Consider the following 17107-nt stretch of genomic DNA (forward strand, 5'->3'; position numbering starts at 1 on the left):
CGGCGCCTCACCGAGCTCAGTTCACAGCTGCTCGCTCCGGCGGCTTCAGACCGGCCGAGGCTTCGAACCAGGCCCCGGCGGCCATGACGAATTCGTCGGCGAAGCGACGCCCCGAGATCTGTGCGCCGATGGTCCGGCCGTCGGCCATGAACCCGGCCAATACGGTCGCTGCCGGCTGTTCGGACATGTTGAAGGGCATAGTGAAGCCGATATGTCCCATCGGCTCGTGCACCTCTGGGTAGGGCATCGGCTGTTCGGCCGGGAACGCCGCATCCGGAGCGGTGGGAGAGATCATCAGGTCGAGATCGGCAGTGGCCGCGACCGTGCGCCGTCGGATCTCCTGGACGCTGTGGTAGCAGTTCATCAGCTGCACACCGCTGATATCGGCTCCGTCCTGGGCCCACTGCTGGATGTAAGGCAGGATGAGCGCCTGTTCCTCGACCGGCAGCGCCTTCAGGTCAGCCCACGAGCGCACGCGCCAGAACAGATCCATGTCGCGCAGCAGGCCGTCGTCGATGAACGGGTCGACCGCGACGATCTCGGCACCGGCCGCGGCGTAGCGGTCGGCCGCCTCGGCGATGGTGGCGCGGACCTGCCCGTCGACTCCCACCCCGCAGCCGGCGTCGAGCTGCAGCCCGATACGCAGCCCACGCGGGTCGAACGCGACGCCCGACTCACTCTCGGGATGGTGACGCACATCGTCGACCGCGAAGCGCGGCAGGCGGGAATAGTCCCGCTCGTCGGGAGCCGAGATGATGTCCATGGCAGCTTTGACATCGTTCATCTCCCGCGCGAGCGGGCCGGCGCACCGGCCGAGATAGGGGGCGTCGAGGGGGACTCTGCCGAAGCTGGGTTTGAGTCCGGCCAGCCCGAGCCATGTGCACGGCAGGCGGATCGAACCGCCGATATCCGAGCCGATGTGGATGGGGCCGTAACCGGCTGCGGCCGCCGCTCCGGCTCCGGCACTCGAACCGCCGGTTGTGAGTGCGGGGTCGAGCGGCGAGCGCGTCACTCCGTGCAGAGACGAGACGCCCGAGGACAGCATCCCCCAATCCGGCATCGTCGTGGAGCCGAGGATGACGGCTCCGGCCTCCTCCAGCCTCTGCGTGATCGGGGCGTCGTGTTCGGCAACGGGCACCTCGACCCACGCATGGCCGCTGGGAATGGGCACGCCTCGACGAGCGATGTTCTCTTTGATGGTCACCGGAACACCGTCGAGATCGCTCAGGGGCCTGCCTTCACGCCATCGCGCGGCGCTGGCCACGGCCGCCGCCCGGGACCGTTCGTCATCGCGGTGGCAGAGGGCGTTGATGACCGGTTCGCATTCGTCCATGCGGTCGACGACGGCGCCGTGGACCTCGATCGGGTCGAAGTCCCCGGCGGCGAATCCGGCCGCGAGCTCGGCTGCGGTGTGATCGGCGAGCGTGGTGGTGCTCACGTGCTGCCCTTTCTCTCGATGGTTCTGTGGCTCAGATGCCCGATTCGACTCGGCCGCCTGCGGCGAGCGCCTCGGCCAAGCTCGGGGTCGCCGCGATGAGGCGACGGGTGTACTCCTCCTGCGGGTTCGCATAGATGTCATCGGTGGCCCCGGATTCGACGATCGCCCCGTCCTTCATCACGATCACCTCAGAGCACAGGTGTTTGACGACTCCGAGGTCGTGGGAGACGAAGAGCAGAGTGAGCGCATACTCGTCGACGAGGTCGGTGAGCAGGTTGAGCACTTGAGCCCGCACCGAGACGTCGAGGGCGGAGACCGGCTCATCGGCGACGAGGATCTGCGGCCGGTTCACCAGAGCTCGAGCGATCGAGATGCGCTGCCGCTGCCCTCCCGAGAACTGATGGGGATAGCGGCGCAGCGATTTCGCGTCGAGATCGACGGCGTCGAGCATCTCCTCGACCCGCGAGAGCCTTTCGTCCTGTCCGACGCCGGCTGCGATGAGAGGCTCGGCGACGATGTCCGCGACTCTCATGCGCGGGTCGAGTGAGGCGAACGGATCCTGGAAGACGATCTGCAGGTTCTCCCGCAGCGCGCGCAGAGCCCGTGCACTCGCCGCTTCGACGCGGATGTCGCCGACCCGGACGCGGCCGGTGGTGGGACGGTCGAGGCCGGAGAGGATGTTCAGCAGAGTCGACTTCCCCGAACCCGACTCCCCCACGATGCCGAGACGCTCCCCGGCGGCGACAGTGAAGTCGATCCCGCCCAGAGCGGTGACGGCCGAGCGCCGTCGGCCGAACATGCCTCTGGCACGGAACACGCGAGAGACGTCCGAGACTTCGATCAGCGGTGCCGAATCGCGCACCGGGGCGGCCCTGTCCTCCTTCTCGCGGGCACCGTCGGCACCGCCGCCGCGCGCGGCACGAAGCGAACCCGTTCGCTGCGCCGGGGACGGATCTCGCCTCTCGTCGTCGGGTGCGAGCGCGCGCCCTTCACCGCCTTCGGCAGTCGGCATACGCGGACCGGTGTAGGCGAGCGCGGTCTTCAGAGTGAAGAGTCGCCCGTGGTCGTCCGTGGCCTCGAGGTCCGAGGACGCCAGCAGACCGCGCGTGTATTCGTGCTCGGGTGCGGAGAAGATCCTGTCGACGGGACCGGTCTCGACGATGCGACCGCGGTACATGACGATGACTCGGTCGCAGACACCGGCCACGACGGCCAGGTCATGGGTGATGAACAGCATCCCCGCATGCACGGCTGCCACGCGTTCGGCGATGAGGTCGAGCATGCGCCTCTGCACGGTCACGTCGAGGGCGGTGGTCGGTTCGTCGCAGATGAGCAGCCGCGGGGAGTTCGCCAGGGCGATCGCCAACATCACCCGTTGCCGCTGACCGCCGGACATCTGGTGAGGAAAGGCGTAGCGGGCGCTGTCGGGGTCGGGCATGTGGACGTCGCTGAGAAGCGCGAGCACGCGTGCCGGGATCTGCGTCCGCGGCACCTTGCCGTGGATGCGCAGCACCTCGGCGATCTGGTCGCCGATGCGCATGAGCGGGTTGAGTGCGCTCATGGGTTCCTGAAACACCATGGACACGATGTCCGAGCGCAGCGCGGCCATGGTCCTTTCGTCGGCGTCGAGGAGATTGCCGTCATGGCCTGCCAGACTCACCTGTCCCTGCGCGTGCAGCTCCTCGGGCAGCAGCCCCATCACGGACTGGGCGGTGAGGGACTTTCCCGATCCGGACTCTCCGATCAGACCGACTCTCTCCCCCGAGGCCAGGCTCAGACTCACATCGTGGAGCACAGGAGTCTCGGCACCGGCAGGGGTGATCGTGAGGTTGCGGACCTCGAGCAGATTCTCAGGCACCACGCGCCTCCATCTTCGGGTCGAAGCGGTCACGGAGCCCATCGCCGAGGAGGTTGAACCCGAGCACCGCGAGGGCGATGAACACTCCCGGCCACAGCGCGAGCTCCGGATGGGTGGACAGGAACTGCTGTGACTCCTGGAGCATCCGTCCCCAGGAGGGGACGGGCGCCTGCGTGCCGAGGCCGAGGAAGGACAGCCCCGCCTCGGCAAGGACGGAGATCGCGAAGGCCACCGAGGCCTGGACGATGACCATGCCGGCGATGTTGGGCAGCACGTGGACTGCGGCGATGGCCGGGGCCCCGCGGTTGGAGGCCTTGGCCGCGCGCACGTATTCGGACCCGAGCACCTGCAGGGTCCCCGACCTGGCCACCCGGGCGAAGCCGGGAATCGCCGCGATGCCCACGGCCACCATGGCCGGACCGGTGCCCGGGGAGAACACCGCGGCGAAGACGATCGCCAGCAGCAGTGCGGGGAACGCCAGGAGGATGTCATTGGCACGCATGATGACCGCATCGATCCAGATGCCCCACGGCTGCTTCGCGAAGATCGCGGCGATGATGCCGATCGGCGTGCCGATGAGCAGGGCGATGCCGACAGCGACGACGCCGACCAGCAGGGTGATCCTCGCCCCGTACATCACCCAGGTCAGCGTGTCACGGCCGAACTTGTCGGTGCCGAACGGATGGTCGAGGCTGCCGGACTGCAGTCGCGCGACCGGATCGATCTCACCAGGATCGTAGGGGGTCCAGAAGAACGAGACGAGCGCGAGACCGAGGATGAGGACGACGAGCACGGCGCCGATGACCATCGAGGCGTTGAGGCGCAGCGCCGAACGGCGGGATTCGGTCGGTCCCATCGCCATCGCGGCGGTCGCTGGGGGCGCGGCGACGCCGGCGGCGTCGCGGGGGTTCTGGGCACCGGTGGGTCTGTGGCTCATGCGGCGCTCCTGATGCGTGGGTCGATTACGGGCACGAGGATGTCGACCACGAGGTTGATGATGAGCACCAGCAGGACGAGGACCATGACGATGCCCTGGACGGCGACGAGGTCGCGGTTGGCCACCGCCCGGACGAGTTCGGAGCCGATGCCGGGCAGGACGAAGATCTGCTCGATGATCACGGCTCCGACCAGCAGGGTCGCCAGCTGGACGCCGGCGACGGTGATCACAGGGATCGCAGCATTGCGAAGCCCGTGGACGAACAGGGCCTTCGTCCGGGTCAGACCCTTCGCACGGGCGGTGCGGATGAAGTCCTCGCGCATGACGTCGAGGACGGCCGACCGCACATATCGGGTGAGGATCGCGGCCTGCACGAGTGCGAGGGAGACCACCGGCAGGACGAGGCGGAGCAGGAATCCACCGAAGCCCTCGATCGGTGCCATCCACCCTTGGGAGGGGAACCATCCGAGGGTGAGCGAGAAGACGATGACGAGGATGATGGCGGCCAGGAAGTTCGGAATCGCGATGCCGATCTGGCTCGCCGCGGAGATCGTCACCCCGATCCAGTTGCGCTGCTCGAGAGCGGCGAAGGTGCCCAGAGGCACGGCGATGACGACCGACAGTGCGATTGCGGCGATGACGAGGATCGCGGTGACCTGGACGCTGCTGACGATGACGGGGGTGATCTCGGCGCCGGTCACGTAGGAGGTGCCGAAATCTCCCCCGAGCATTCCGAGCACCCAGTCGAAGTACCGGATCACGGGCGGCCGATCGAGACCGTATTGGGCTTCGAGTGCCGCCACCGCCTCAGGAGTGGCATTCGTGCCCAGAGCCACCTGTGCGGCGTTTCCCGGCAGAAGGCTCATCAGAGCGAAGACCACCACAGAAGCGAAGATGAGGGAGAGCGCGAACTGGGTCGCGCGGCTGAGCGCGTAGTTGAGCATCGAACCGAGTCGTCAGTTCCAGCTCAGATCGGCGATCCTGAACGCGTCGGAGACCCTGTTGGCGGGGATCCCGGCGATATCGGATTTGGCGATGACGAGGTTCGGGAACAGGAACAGGAAGTCCGAGGCCGCGTCGTCGGTGATCGTTCTCGCGATCTCCTTCATCCCCGAGATGTAGTCCTCTTCGGTTCCCGTATCGGCCTTCTTCGCGATCTTCTTGATCGACGAATCGTCGTAGCCGATGTAGTAGTCGTGGGAGAACACCGTGAGGATGTCCCTCGGTTCGGCGTGGTTGATCACCGACATGTCGAAATCGTGTTCCGTGAACGTCTTGTCCAACCACACGGCCGGGAACTCCTGGGTCTTGATCTTCGCCTTGAGCCCGACCTCTTCGAGCTGCGCGGACACGATTTCGGAGATCGCTTTGGCGTACGGGAGGTTGGGCACGGTGAACGTGAACTCCTCACCCTTGATCCCGGCCTCGCTGACGAGCTTCTCGGCCTTCTTCGGGTCGTACTCCCACACCCCTGTGAGGTCCTCGTAGTAGGGGTCGGTCGGGGGCACCATCGAGCCGATGAGTTCGCCGTATCCTGCCCAGGCGGTGTCGAGGACGGCCTTGCGGTCGACGGCGTGCATGACGGCTTCGCGAGCCTTCTTGTCCTTGAAGATGCCTTCTGCATTGTTCATCGACAGCACGACTTCGCCATTCGTGGTGCCGGAGACGATCTGGTAGTCGTCACTCTGGAACTCGCCCGCGAGTTCGGGAGCCTGCAGGTTGGAGACGAGGTCGATCTCTCCTGACTTCAAAGCGTTCGACGCCGAGACCGCGTCCTTGAAGTACTTGAATTCCACGGTCTTCAGCGCCGGCTTCTCACCCCAGTAGTCATCTCTGGCGGCGAAGTCGATCGACTGGCCGCGAGTGAATTCCTCGATCGCGAAGGGCCCAGTGCCGATCGCCTCATTGGCCAGGTCCGTCGTGCCCTCGGTGTCGAAGACGGCGCCGACGAGGCTGGTGAGGTTGAACAGCCAGGTGTTCGACGGCCTCTCCAGCTCGATCTCGACGGTGTGTTCGTCCGGGGTCTCGATGGACTCGACGATGTCCATCTTCGACTTCAGCGCGTTCTTCCAGTCGTTCTGCACCCGCTCGTAGGAGAATTTCACGTCCTCACTGGTCAGGTCTGCGCCATTGGAGAACGTCACATTTCGGCGCAGGTCGAAGGTGTAGGTCTTGCGGTCCTCGGAGAGCGACCAGTCCTCGGCCAGGGCCGGTTGGATCTCACCCTCTTCATCGAGGCGGACCAACGATTCGTAGACGTTCTCCATCAGGGCCTCTGGGATGGCCACACCCGAAGTGGACGTGAAGTCGAGGTTCACGGGCTCGGCGGTGAACGCGATGCTCATCGAGTCCTTCTCCTCCGCCTCACTGCCCGAGTCGGATGCTCCTGCCGAGCAGGCTGTCAGCAACAGGCTCGCAGCGGCAGCGCCCGCCACCCACATGCGCGGAGTCTTCATTGTTCTCCTCGAAATCGCCGACCGCCGAAGGGCCGTTCACCAACACACAAGCATCGCCAGTGTATCCGATGTTCTCACCTGGTGAGGCGCTCACGTTCGCATGCTGGAGCCTGCGGGGCGGCGGCCTTCAGAGGTTCGGCTCCTCCGCCAGGATCTCGGCCAGGGCATCGAAGGCGAGTCGACGGTGGGAACGGGAATTCTTCTCTTCCGGACTCATCTGTGCGGCGCTGATCGTCGACCCTTCGGGCACGAAGATCGGATCGTAGCCGAAGCCGTTCTCTCCCTCCGGCTCGGTGGCAAGACGCCCGGGCATGATGCCCTCGGTGGTGAATTCGCGGCCGTCAGCGGTCACGGCGGCCGCCGCACAGCGGAACTGCGCACCACGGTGTTCGGACGCGATGTCCGACAGCTGCGCGAGCAGGAGTTCGAGGTTGGCCCGATCGTCGCCGTGTCGGCCGGACCAGCGGGCGGAGAAGATGCCCGGTGCCCCGCCGAGGACGTCGACGCTGATGCCCGAGTCGTCGGCGATGGCGGTGTGACCGGTCGCCGCAGCCGCGGCACGCGCCTTGATGAGCGCGTTCTCGGTGAACGTGACTCCGGTTTCGGCGACATCGCCGAGTCCTGCCTCGGCGGCGGTGAGCACCTGGGTGTCGGAGCCGAGGACGGGTCCGAGGATGGTCAGCAGCTCGCGCTTCTTGCCCTCATTGTGAGTGGCGAGGACGAAGGTCGTCATCCGGCGAGCACTTCGGACTGGATGCGGGTGAGTTCGGTGCACCCGTGGCCGGCGAGGTCGAGCAGTTTGCCGAGCTCATCGCGGTCGAACGGTGCGCCCTCGGCGGTGCCCTGGACTTCGATGAACTTTCCGGACCCGGTCATGACGACATTCATGTCCGTCTCGGCGCGGGAGTCCTCGACGTACGGCAGGTCGAGGAGGGGCTCTCCATCGATGATGCCGACGCTGACGGCCGCCACTGAGTCGATGAGCGGCTGGTGGGCGGCGGGGATCAGCCCGGTCGAGCGCCCCTTGTCGATGGCCTTCGCCAGCGCCACGTAGGCACCGGTGATCGAGGCCGTGCGGGTGCCGCCGTCGGCCTGGAGGACGTCGCAGTCGAGGACGAGCGTGTTCTCGCCGAGCTTGTCCATGTCGATGACAGCCCGCAGGCTGCGGCCGATGAGACGGGAGATCTCGTGAGTGCGTCCGCCCTGTTTGCCCTTGACCGACTCGCGTGTGCTGCGTGAGTCCGTGGCCCGCGGCAGCATCGCGTACTCTGCGGTGACCCAGCCGCGGCCCTGTCCCTTGAGCCAGCGAGGCACCCCCTCGGTCAGCGAAGCGGCGCAGAGGACGCGGGTGCTGCCGAATTCCACGAGCGCGGATCCTTCGGCGGTGTTGATCCAGTCGGGGGTGATCCGGACTTCACGGAGTTCGTCTGCTGCACGGCCGTCTGCTCGCACTGTGTGCCTCTTTCATGTCTCGATTGCGGTGTCGGTTGCTGCCGCGCTCTCTTTTGCGAGCGTCGGCTCATACGGTCCAGGTGGCTCCGGGTTTGGCGAGTTCGATGGGACCGCGGTATTCGCCGGCTGCCTCACCGCGGACGATGGAGCAGTCGGTCCAGATCGGGATATGAGTGAGCACGAGCGAGGACACCTCGGCATTCTGTGCCACGCGTCCGGCGCGCCTGCCCGTGAGATGGATTCCCCGAGCTGTGTCACGGTCCTCCTGGAACGCCGCCTCACAGAGGAAGAGATCGGCCCCCTTGGCAGCCGCCACGAGATTGTCGCATTCGTCGCTGTCGCCGGAATAGGTGATGACGCGGCCTCTCGCGTCGGTGACGCGCAGCGCGTAGGTCTCCACGGGATGGTCGACGAGGAAGGATTCGACCGTCAGGGACCCGATCTGGTGTCGGGAGCCGTGATCGAGGTCGGTGAAGTCGAAGGCATGGTCGAAGTCCGAATCGTCTCCCCCGTTCGCGACCGGAGATCTGCCGGGTTCGGTGTAGTAAGCCCGGGTCAGTCGTTCCTTCGCTCGGGGCGGGGCGAAGACCGGGGTCCGGGTGCGGATCGTGCCCGTGTCGGAGATATCTCCGTTGAAGAACTTCGGGTCGAAGCAGTGTTTGACGTAGAGCCCGGTCATGTCCATGCAGTGGTCAGGATGCAGGTGGCTGAGCACGATCGCCGTGAGCCGGTCTGTGTCGACGGTCTGCTGCAGGGGGCTGAGGGCACCGGAGCCGAGGTCGAGCACGATGCGGGTGGGCGTGTCCTCCTCGGTTTCGATGAGGTAGCAGCTGGCGAGCGCTCCACGCCCCGGGAAGGATCCGGCGGTGCCGATGGCAGTGAGTCTCATTCGTCGTCTTCCCCTTGCGTCCGCGACAGCAAGGTCGTCGTCAGCCGATCCTGCACCCAAGTCAGGAAGTCGTACAGAGTCAGTGTGAGGTCCTCTGATTCGGAGAGCTCCTCGCGGTGGGCGTACTTCTCCTCCTGTGCCTCTTCGGTGTCGATGCCGAGTCGCACGGCGAGCACCAGCCGCAGATCATTGAGCCCCTTCATCCAGGCCAGGACCTCGTCATGGGTCAGGGTGATTTCGGTGCCCTTGCTCAGTCCCAGCAGCACGATGCGCACGTTGTGGGATTTGGCCTGCTTGAGGTCGAATTCGGTGAGACGGCGGAATTCGGCGGAGCGCTCCTCGTCTTCGGGATCGACGTCCGGCAGCAGCCTCAGAAGGGCAGGATCGTCCGGGCGGGGTCGGTCGACGAGGCCGAGACGGGCCTCCCAGTTCTCCGAGTCCGGCCGATCCCCGTCCTCGTCGCCGTCTTCGGACAGCAGCGCCGAGAGGTCGGTGAAGACCGTGAGCATGAGTGAGCGTTCGTTGTCTTCGAGTCTGAGGACGACATCGTCCCCACGTGCGTCGATGGCGGCCATGTGTCAGTCGGATCCTGGATCGGGTTGGCAGGCGGCCCACAGGCCGTATTCATGCATCGCTTGAGTGTCTCTCTCCATGGCTTCGCGACCTCCGGTGGCGACCACGGAGCGACCGTTCTCGTGGACTTCGAGCATGAGCGCGTGGGCTTTGTCCTCGGAATATCCGAAATAACTCTGGAACACGAAACTGACATAGCTCATGAGATTGACCGGGTCGTTGAAGACCACGGTCCTCCAGGGCTTGGCCAGATCCTCGGCAGGTCGGACGTCGACCGCCGGCTCCAGAACTGGTGTCGTTGGATTGCTCACGTTTCCAGCTTACGGCAGAACACTGACGCTGTCGTGACGTAAGATCGCGCCTATGAGTGATCTCACACGGACCGATTCGACGGCGTTCTTCACGGATCAGTACGAATTGACGATGGTGCAGGCCGCCCTGGAATCCGGCGCCGCTCACCGCAGGAGCCTCTTCGAAGTGTTCGGTCGCACCCTTCCCGCAGGGCGCCGCTACGGCGTCGTCGCCGGCACCGGCAGAATCCTCGAGATGATCCGCGACTTCCGCTTCGACGACGCCGAACTGTCCTTCCTCAGCCGCGAGCAGATCGTCGATGCCCGCACCATCGACTGGCTGGCGGACTACCGCTTCACGGGCAGCATCCGCGGGTATGCCGAGGGCGAGATCTATTTCCCGGGCTCGCCGCTGCTGACGATCGAAGCGACGTTCGCCGAGGGAGTCATCCTCGAAACGCTCATCCTTTCGGCTCTGAACTACGACTGTGCGGTCGCCTCGGCGGCCTCCCGCATGGCGCAGGCGGCCGGTGACCGGCCCTGCGCGGAGATGGGCGGACGACGGACGAACGAACATGCAGCGGTGGCAGCGGCACGGGCCGCGGTCATCGGCGGCTTCGCATCGACCTCGAATCTGGCAGCGGGATTGAAGTACGGTCTGCGCACCATCGGCACCTCGGCCCACTCGTTCACTCTTCTGCACGACTCCGAGCGTGAGGCATTCGCCGCGCAGCTGAAGTCGCTGGGCACCGATACGACGCTTCTGCTCGATACCTATGACGTCGAGGAGGCGCTGGAGGTGGCCGTGGAGCTCGCCGGTTCGGAACTCGGCGGTGTGCGGATCGATTCGGGTGATCTCATCGAACAGGCCGCGGAGGTCCGGGACGGGCTGGACCGCCTCGGCGCTCATGACACGACGATCACCGTCACGAGCGATCTGGACGAGTATGCGATCGCCGCGCTCGCGGCCTCCCCCGTCGACTCCTACGGAGTCGGCACCCGTGTCGTCACAGGTTCCGGTGCCCCTGCCGCAGGTCTGGTGTACAAGCTCGTGGCTCGCGCCGACGAGGCCGGAGAATGGACCTCGGTGGCCAAGCACGCGACCGGAAAGCCTTCCCGCGGCGGGCACAAGGAGGCGCTGCGCCTCATCGATGGTGCGATCGCCGTCGAGGAGGCCGTCGGCATCCCCTCACTGCCCGATGATCTCGGTGAGGGCCGCCGGCTGAGCGTCGACCTGGTCGTCGACGGTGAGGTCGACGAGTCGTTCCTCGGTGCCGCCGGTGTGAAGCAGGCCTGTGCACGCCACGACGAGTCCCTGGCCGAGCTGCCGCGTTCTGCTCGTCGGCTGCAGGACGGCGAACCGGCGATCCCGACGAACTTCTATTCGGCATAAGGCTCGGCTTTCGGTCATTTGCGGCCGATGAACCAGCCCTGCAGCTTCTTGATCCGTGCCTGGATCTGTTCTCGCGTCGCCTGAGCCACGGCAGGTCCCCCGCATGCCTTTCGCAGTTCGACATGCACGTTCTGGTGAGGCGTCCCGGTTCGCCGGGACCAGGCTCCGACGAGGCTCTGGAGCTGATTGCGCTCCTCTTTCATCGCCCTATGTTCCAGTTCGCTCGTGTCCGCCTCGGGCGCAGGTGCCGCCGCTGTCTTGCGTTTGGCCTGGCGTGCCTGTTGGGTCCGCAGCAGTTCGTGGACCTGATCGGGTTCGAGCAGACCGGGAATCCCGATGAAGTCGAGCTCGTCCTCGGAGCCGACGGCCCCGCCGGTGCCGAACTCTCCGCCGTCGAACAGGACCCTGTCGAACAGCGCCTCCGCGCCGAGGGCTTCGAACGAGCCGAGCTGGTCGGACGAGGCGCCCTCATTCCGGTTCGCCTGGTCCATGGCCTGCTCGTCGAAGACGACGACGTCGTTCTCGTCGTCGTTCTTCGGCCGGTCGAGGGCGTGGTCACGTTCGACCTCCATCGTGTTGGCCAGTGCCAGCAGCACGGGCACCGAAGGGAGGAACACCGAGGCGGTCTCCCCACGTTTGCGAGCACGCACGAAGCGCCCGATGGCCTGCGCGAAGAACAGCGGTGTCGACGAGGAGGTCGCGTAGACTCCGACGCACAGGCGCGGAACGTCGACTCCTTCGGAGACCATGCGCACGGCGACCATCCACCGGTCTGTCGAGTTCTGGAACTGCTCGATCCGCTCCGAGGCGCCCGCTTCGTCGGAGAGGACAACTGTCGGCTTCTCGCCGGTGATCTCGTGCAGGCGTTTCGCGTAGGCCCGCGCCGCCTCCTGATCGGTGGCGATGACCAGGCCGCCGGCGTCGTGGACGGTTCGTCGGACCTCGGTGAGGCGGATGTCGGCGGCCTTGAGCACGGCCGGGATCCAGTCGCCCTTCGGGTCGAGCGCAGTGCGCCAGGCCTGCGCGTTGATGTCCTTCGTCGTCTCCTCGCCGAGCACATGCGACATCTCGTCGCCGGCCTTCGTCCGCCAGGACATGGCTCCCGCATACGCGAGGAAGAGGACGGGACGGACGACGGAGTCCTTGAGCGCCCGACCGTAGCCGTAGGAGTAGTCCGCCACCGAGGTGCGGATTCCGTTCTCGTCGGGGGCATACGTGACGAATGGGATCGGTGAGGTGTCCGAACGGAACGGGGTTCCGGTCAGGGACAGACGACGCACAGCGGGCCCAAAGGCCTCACGCACAGCGTCGCCCCACGACAGAGCGTCGCCGCCGTGATGGACCTCATCGAGGATCACCAGTGTCCGACCGGCAGCGGTCCGGTTGTGGTGCAGGGTGGGCTTGGCCGCCACCTGCGCATAGGTCAGCGCCACTCCGTGATAGCCGGGAGCGTGCTTGCCCTGAGAATTCTTGAAATGCGGGTCGAGTTTGATGCCCACGCGTGCCGCTGAATCGGCCCACTGCACCTTCAGGTGTTCGGTTGGGGCGACCACCGTGACCCGATTGACTATCCTGCGAGCCAGAAGTTCAGCGGCCAGCCGCAGAGCGAACGTGGTCTTGCCGGCTCCGGGAGTCGCGACGGCGAGGAAGTCCTTCGGTTCGTTCTTGAAGTACTGCTCGAGGGCCTCGGCCTGCCAAGCACGCAGCTTTCCGGCCGTTCCCCAAGCGGCGCGCTCGGGGAAGGCCGGTGGGAGTTGTTCAGCTGCGGAGGTCCCTGGTGTTCCTGGGAGACGTTCCGCGGACATCTACTCCTGCGGTCCTTCGGACATCGTCTCGTAGATCTCTTTGCATTTGGGGCAGATCGGGAACCGCTCGGGATCGCGAGTCGGGACCCACACCTTTCCGCACAAGGCGATCAGCGGAGTTCCTGTCACCATGGACTCCATGATCTTGTCCTTGGGCGCGTAATGGCTGAATCGCTCGTGGTCTCCGGGCTCGACAAGCTGCTCGGACTGCTCACGTTCGATCGTTGTTGAACCGCCTGAAGCTGGAATGGTCATGGCTCCATTGTAGTTCCCTAGAATGTGAGTCATGGACCAGTCCCACGACGATTCGCTCACAGAACGGTACAGAGAGCTCAGCGACGACATCGCCGCGGCGGTCGCGGTCGTCTCTGCGACCCGCGGCAGTGCACTGCACGCCATCACTGTCGACTCGTTTCTCGACGTCTCCTACGATCCGCCGACGATGGCTGTGAGCATCTATTCGGGTTCGAGGATGATGGAGACTCTCGAGACGAGTTCGCACTTTGCCATCTCATTGCTGAATTCGGATCAGAGGGACATCTCCGAACGACTCGGCGCTTCCGGGCAGCCGCTGTACGGGTCACTCAAGGGAATCGACACCTTCCCGGCCCCGCAGGCCGGCCAACCGGTGCTCACCGAGGCGATCGCCTGGTTCGAGCTCGAACTCACCGAAGTGCTCGAGGTGGCCACTCACAATATCGTCGTCGGCGAAGTGGTGTCTCTGGGCGCGGGCAGGGATGCCGGCACGAGCCGTCCGCTGCTGCGCTGGCGGAAGGCCTACGGGACCATGGGACCTCGGTGAGAGAGCGGTCCATTCCTCGCCGTCGCATGAGACGAACCCCTGAGGTTCGAGCCCCTTCCCTAAGAATGGGTTCGAACCTCAGGGGTTCCTCGTCGCCCAGCGGACCCGCGGGCTTCAGTCGGCGGGTCCCGGATGCGGTCCGTTCAGCAGATCAGACGACTCCTTGGGCGAGCATCGCCTCGGAGACCCGGATGAAACCGGCGATATTGGCGCCGGCGACGTAGTCACCGGGAGAACCGAACTCGTCGGCAGCCGCAGCGCAGCTGTCATGGACATCCCCCATGATCTCTGCCAGGCGCGCCTCGGTGAAATCGAAGTCCCAGGAGTCGCGGCTGGCGTTCTGCTGCATCTCCAGGGCGCTGGTGGCGACGCCGCCGGCGTTCGCGGCCTTGCCGGGGGCGAAGAGGACGCCCGCGTCGTTGAAGATCTTCACGGCTTCCGGAGTGCAGGGCATGTTCGCGCCCTCGGCGAGGGCGATGAGGCCATTCTTGACCAGGGTCGCTGCCGAATCAGCATCGAGTTCGTTCTGTGTCGCACACGGCAGTGCGACATCGACCTCGACGTCCCAGACGTTTCCGCCCTCGTGATAGGCGGCTCGACCGCCTCGCTGATCCACGTATTCGGAGATCCGACCGCGGTCTTCGAACTTGATGCGTTTGACGATCTCCGTGTCGATGCCGTCCGGGTCATGGATGAAGCCGGAGGAGTCGGACATGGTGATGACTGTGCCGCCGAACGCCGAGACCTTCTCGGCTGCGAAGACAGCGACGTTGCCCGAACCGGAGATCGAAACGGTGCGGCCGTCGATGTTCTTCTTCGCAGCGGCGAGCATGTCCTTGAGGAAGTAGACCACACCGAAACCGGTTGCTTCCGTCCGAACCATGGAACCGCCATAGGATAGGCCTTTGCCGGTGAGGACGCCGGCCTCGTAGGAGTTCGTCATTCTCTTGTACTGTCCGAAGAGGTAGCCGATCTCGCGACCACCGACACCGATGTCCCCGGCCGGGACATCACGGTATTCGCCGATGTGGCGGGAGAGTTCGGTCATCAGAGACTGGCAGAAGCGCATGACCTCGCGGTCGCTGCGGCCCTTGGGATCGAAGTCCGCTCCGCCCTTGCCCCCGCCGATCGGCAGCCCGGTGATCGCGTTCTTGAAGATCTGTTCGAACCCGAGGAACTTCACGATTCCGAGGTTGACGGAGGGGTGGAACCGCAGGCCGCCCTTGTACGGGCCGAGAGCCGAGTTGAACTGCACCCGAAAGGCGCGGTTGATCTGGACAACGCCGGCGTCATCGATCCACGGAACACGGAAGATGATCTGGCGTTCGGGCTCGCACAGCCGCTCGAGCGCCGAGAGTTCCAGGTATTCGGGATGCTTGTCCACGACGGGGCCCAGGGAATAGAGAACTTCCTGTACCGCTTGATGAAACTCCGACTCTCCGGGGTTCCGTTGGAGCACCGTGTCGAAGATTGGCTGCAGTGATGGATGTAGGCTCATGGGCACAAACATACCGTGAGGCGCATAACATGAAATTCGCCGCCCGAATTATGGACATGGCTGTCTGGCGACTTCAATTGGGGTATTGGTTCCGAACGGTCATCACAGCTGTGAGAATGCGGCACGAAGAGCATCAGGCGGACGTCCAAGTCTTCTTCTTCGTCGACTCTTTCACCCCAACCATCCTCCTGCCCCATCGGGGTTAATGATCAGAATGTGTGTACAGGATAAGCCTCTTGCCCAGTAGTCAGTAGGCCAAGACAGGGTTGAACATGCTCTGGAAGCATGTTCAGTGTCCAATCCCAGAAATCATCCCACCTGTGGTGTATGTGCCAACAAGCTCGTCAAGAACGGCAAGACCAGCACTGGCCGCACCAGGTGGCGGTGTCAACCATGTGGGGCCTCGACCACCCAGGCCCGGGCCGATATCACTCGGAAAGCGGTGTTCCAGGCCTTCCTGAACTGGCTGCTCGGCACTGCCCGCCTAACCGAACAGGCCCAGTCGATCGCGAAGTTTTCGTCGCCGCACCCAGTGGTGCTGGAACGTCACTGCCCAGGTGTCCCCCACCGGCGAGATCCATGACCAGATCATGCTCGATGGCACCTACTTCAACGGATGGTGCGTCCTCATCGCCTACACCGGCGGATACGTCATCGATTGGCAATGGTGTGATCGGGAAAAGATCGCGTCCTGGACCGCATTGCTCTGCCGCATCCCAGCCCCGACTGTGGCGGTCATCGACGGCAATGGTCCCTTGATCGCGACCGTGCAGAACCTGTGGCCGCAGTCGCGGATCCAACGCTGCTACTTCCATGTCCGGCAGGCTGGTCACAAGCATCTGACACGGCATCCGCGACTGCCGGCCAACCGCGACCTTCTCAACCTGTACAAAGCCCTGCCGAGGGTGACTAGCCTCGACGAGGCCGCAGCGTGGACAGCAGCGTTCGCGTCGTGGGAAGCGAGCTGGGAACCGTTTCTCAAACACCGCACCTACGCAGCCTCCGGGGCACCACGACCAGCGTATGCACGACCGGGACAGAAGTGGTGGTACACCCACATCCGTACTCGACGGGCGGGCAGACTCCTCGCCGAACTCATCCAGGACTCACACCTATTCACCTGGCTCGAACTCACCGAATCGGGGCTGACAGTGGCGCGGGCGACGAGCACCCTGGAAGGAGGCCCGAACAAAGCGATCAAGGACTTCCTCCGTGCTCATCGGGGCCTGTCGATCGACCACGCCCGACGCGGTATCGATTGGTTGCTCTACCTGCAGACCGAGACACCCAACGATCCATGGTCTTTCGTCACCCCGGGGGCATGGGAATACAACCGTAAACACACCGTCATCGTCGACTCTGGATCGGGCAGAGACGAAACGAACCGGCTCTATGGGACAGGATTCAGCATCGAGGACGGCAACGGGATCCAGAAGGGCTGGGGTGGCCGATCACGATGACCTCAAAGGCCGTGACACGCCGCTGCTGTACACACATTTTGATCATTAACCCTGAAGACTCGAGGCGGGTGGCAACGGCACAGATGGCGGCACATTCTGACCATTTGCCCGGACCGCCGCAGGGGTGTGAATGCAAAAAAGGAGGCCCTGCCCGATATGACATCGGACAAGGCCTCCCCACAAATTATTGCGGCAGTCACCTACTCTCCCACAACCACCAAGTTGCAGTACCATCAGCGCGAATGGGCTTAGCTAC

16 protein-coding genes and 1 pseudogene are annotated in these 17107 nt (G+C 64.8%); 4 read left to right on the forward strand and 13 right to left on the reverse strand.

The annotated features are described in order from the left end of the window. Window positions 1–16: 16 nt before the first annotated feature. From IHE57_RS15285 to clpS, 10 genes are all read right to left on the reverse strand, one after another. Window positions 17–1438: an amidase gene (locus IHE57_RS15285; RefSeq protein ID WP_366933987.1), complete on the reverse strand. Its 1422-nt coding sequence runs from the start codon at window positions 1436–1438 to the stop codon at window positions 17–19. Between the two features lie 31 nt (window positions 1439–1469). Next, on the reverse strand, window positions 1470–3296 hold the full coding sequence (locus tag IHE57_RS15290) for a dipeptide ABC transporter ATP-binding protein (RefSeq protein WP_209374434.1): 1827 nt from the start codon (window positions 3294–3296) through the stop codon (window positions 1470–1472). Next, the gene (locus tag IHE57_RS15295) at window positions 3289–4158 is read right to left on the reverse strand and encodes an ABC transporter permease (protein WP_246475926.1); all 870 of its coding nucleotides are present in this window, start codon (window positions 4156–4158) and stop codon (window positions 3289–3291) included. The genes IHE57_RS15290 and IHE57_RS15295 overlap by 8 nt, the downstream gene beginning before the upstream one ends. A 71-nt stretch (window positions 4159–4229) precedes the next feature. Further along, the gene (locus tag IHE57_RS15300) at window positions 4230–5177 is read right to left on the reverse strand and encodes an ABC transporter permease (protein ID WP_209325438.1); all 948 of its coding nucleotides are present in this window, start codon (window positions 5175–5177) and stop codon (window positions 4230–4232) included. Window positions 5178–5189: 12 nt separating this feature from the next. Further along, the gene (locus IHE57_RS15305; protein WP_209374436.1) at window positions 5190–6689 is read right to left on the reverse strand and encodes an ABC transporter substrate-binding protein; all 1500 of its coding nucleotides are present in this window, start codon (window positions 6687–6689) and stop codon (window positions 5190–5192) included. A gap of 127 nt (window positions 6690–6816) precedes the next feature. Further along, window positions 6817–7422, reverse strand: a complete 606-nt coding sequence (rdgB, locus tag IHE57_RS15310) for an RdgB/HAM1 family non-canonical purine NTP pyrophosphatase (RefSeq protein ID WP_209325445.1) — start codon at window positions 7420–7422, stop codon at window positions 6817–6819. Next, entirely contained in the window at window positions 7419–8141 is a 723-nt protein-coding gene (gene rph, locus IHE57_RS15315; RefSeq protein WP_209374438.1) for a ribonuclease PH, read from the reverse strand. Before rph ends, rdgB begins: the two co-directional genes overlap by 4 nt. Window positions 8142–8208: 67 nt before the next feature. Then, window positions 8209–9030 (reverse strand): MBL fold metallo-hydrolase, encoded by an 822-nt coding sequence (locus tag IHE57_RS15320; RefSeq protein WP_209374440.1) that lies wholly within the window; start codon window positions 9028–9030, stop codon window positions 8209–8211. Continuing rightward, window positions 9027–9605: a DUF2017 family protein gene (locus tag IHE57_RS15325; protein WP_209374442.1), complete on the reverse strand. Its 579-nt coding sequence runs from the start codon at window positions 9603–9605 to the stop codon at window positions 9027–9029. The genes IHE57_RS15320 and IHE57_RS15325 overlap by 4 nt, the downstream gene beginning before the upstream one ends. Window positions 9606–9608: 3 nt before the next feature. Beyond that, a complete protein-coding gene (clpS, locus tag IHE57_RS15330; RefSeq protein ID WP_209374444.1) occupies window positions 9609–9914 on the reverse strand; it encodes an ATP-dependent Clp protease adapter ClpS in 306 nt (101 codons plus the stop codon). Window positions 9915–9966: 52 nt separating this feature from the next. Between clpS and IHE57_RS15335 the strand changes: the two genes are divergently transcribed. Further along, window positions 9967–11286, forward strand: a complete 1320-nt coding sequence (locus IHE57_RS15335; RefSeq protein WP_209325454.1) for a nicotinate phosphoribosyltransferase — start codon at window positions 9967–9969, stop codon at window positions 11284–11286. A 14-nt stretch (window positions 11287–11300) separates the two neighbouring features. On the opposite strand, the gene IHE57_RS15340 is transcribed toward IHE57_RS15335, so the two are convergent. Together IHE57_RS15340 and IHE57_RS15345 are read right to left on the reverse strand one after the other, a co-directional pair. Beyond that, window positions 11301–13091 (reverse strand): DEAD/DEAH box helicase, encoded by a 1791-nt coding sequence (locus IHE57_RS15340; protein WP_209325455.1) that lies wholly within the window; start codon window positions 13089–13091, stop codon window positions 11301–11303. Further along, window positions 13092–13346, reverse strand: coding sequence for a DUF3039 domain-containing protein (locus tag IHE57_RS15345; RefSeq protein ID WP_209325457.1), 255 nt, complete (start codon window positions 13344–13346; stop codon window positions 13092–13094). It abuts the gene before it with no gap. Window positions 13347–13377: 31 nt separating this feature from the next. On the opposite strand from IHE57_RS15345, the gene IHE57_RS15350 reads away from it, so the two are divergent. Beyond that, window positions 13378–13893: a flavin reductase family protein gene (locus IHE57_RS15350; RefSeq protein ID WP_209325458.1), complete on the forward strand. Its 516-nt coding sequence runs from the start codon at window positions 13378–13380 to the stop codon at window positions 13891–13893. A 151-nt stretch (window positions 13894–14044) separates the two neighbouring features. Here the strand turns inward: IHE57_RS15350 and gdhA are convergent, their stop codons facing one another. Further along, a complete protein-coding gene (gene gdhA / locus IHE57_RS15355) occupies window positions 14045–15391 on the reverse strand; it encodes an NADP-specific glutamate dehydrogenase (RefSeq protein WP_209325459.1) in 1347 nt (448 codons plus the stop codon). Between the two features lie 292 nt (window positions 15392–15683). Between gdhA and IHE57_RS16860 the strand changes: the two genes are divergently transcribed. Both IHE57_RS16860 and IHE57_RS15360 read left to right on the forward strand, forming a co-directional pair. After that, complete coding sequence (locus IHE57_RS16860) at window positions 15684–15974, forward strand: IS1/IS1595 family N-terminal zinc-binding domain-containing protein (protein ID WP_436627492.1); 291 nt, start codon at window positions 15684–15686, stop codon at window positions 15972–15974. After that, window positions 15907–16851 (forward strand): annotated as a pseudogene (locus IHE57_RS15360) (IS1249 family transposase); the annotation flags it as partial. The gene IHE57_RS16860 and the pseudogene IHE57_RS15360, both read left to right, overlap by 68 nt. Window positions 16852–17107 lie beyond the last annotated feature (256 nt).

Source organism: Brevibacterium renqingii, assembly GCF_017808105.1.
Taxonomy (GTDB): Bacteria; Actinomycetota; Actinomycetes; order Actinomycetales; family Brevibacteriaceae; genus Brevibacterium; species Brevibacterium renqingii.

Coding starts and splice junctions, on each gene's coding strand:
- IHE57_RS15295 (WP_246475926.1), bottom strand. CDS start 4,158: ATGGCGATGGGACCGACCGAATCCCGCCGTTCGGCGCTGCGCCTCAAC.
- IHE57_RS15300 (WP_209325438.1), bottom strand. CDS start 5,177: ATGCTCAACTACGCGCTCAGCCGCGCGACCCAGTTCGCGCTCTCCCTC.
- IHE57_RS15305 (WP_209374436.1), bottom strand. CDS start 6,689: ATGAAGACTCCGCGCATGTGGGTGGCGGGCGCTGCCGCTGCGAGCCTG.
- rdgB (WP_209325445.1), bottom strand. CDS start 7,422: ATGACGACCTTCGTCCTCGCCACTCACAATGAGGGCAAGAAGCGCGAG.
- IHE57_RS15320 (WP_209374440.1), bottom strand. CDS start 9,030: ATGAGACTCACTGCCATCGGCACCGCCGGATCCTTCCCGGGGCGTGGA.
- IHE57_RS15325 (WP_209374442.1), bottom strand. CDS start 9,605: ATGGCCGCCATCGACGCACGTGGGGACGATGTCGTCCTCAGACTCGAA.
- IHE57_RS15335 (WP_209325454.1), top strand. CDS start 9,967: ATGAGTGATCTCACACGGACCGATTCGACGGCGTTCTTCACGGATCAG.
- IHE57_RS15340 (WP_209325455.1), bottom strand. CDS start 13,091: ATGTCCGCGGAACGTCTCCCAGGAACACCAGGGACCTCCGCAGCTGAA.
- IHE57_RS15345 (WP_209325457.1), bottom strand. CDS start 13,346: ATGACCATTCCAGCTTCAGGCGGTTCAACAACGATCGAACGTGAGCAG.
- IHE57_RS15350 (WP_209325458.1), top strand. CDS start 13,378: ATGGACCAGTCCCACGACGATTCGCTCACAGAACGGTACAGAGAGCTC.
- gdhA (WP_209325459.1), bottom strand. CDS start 15,391: ATGAGCCTACATCCATCACTGCAGCCAATCTTCGACACGGTGCTCCAA.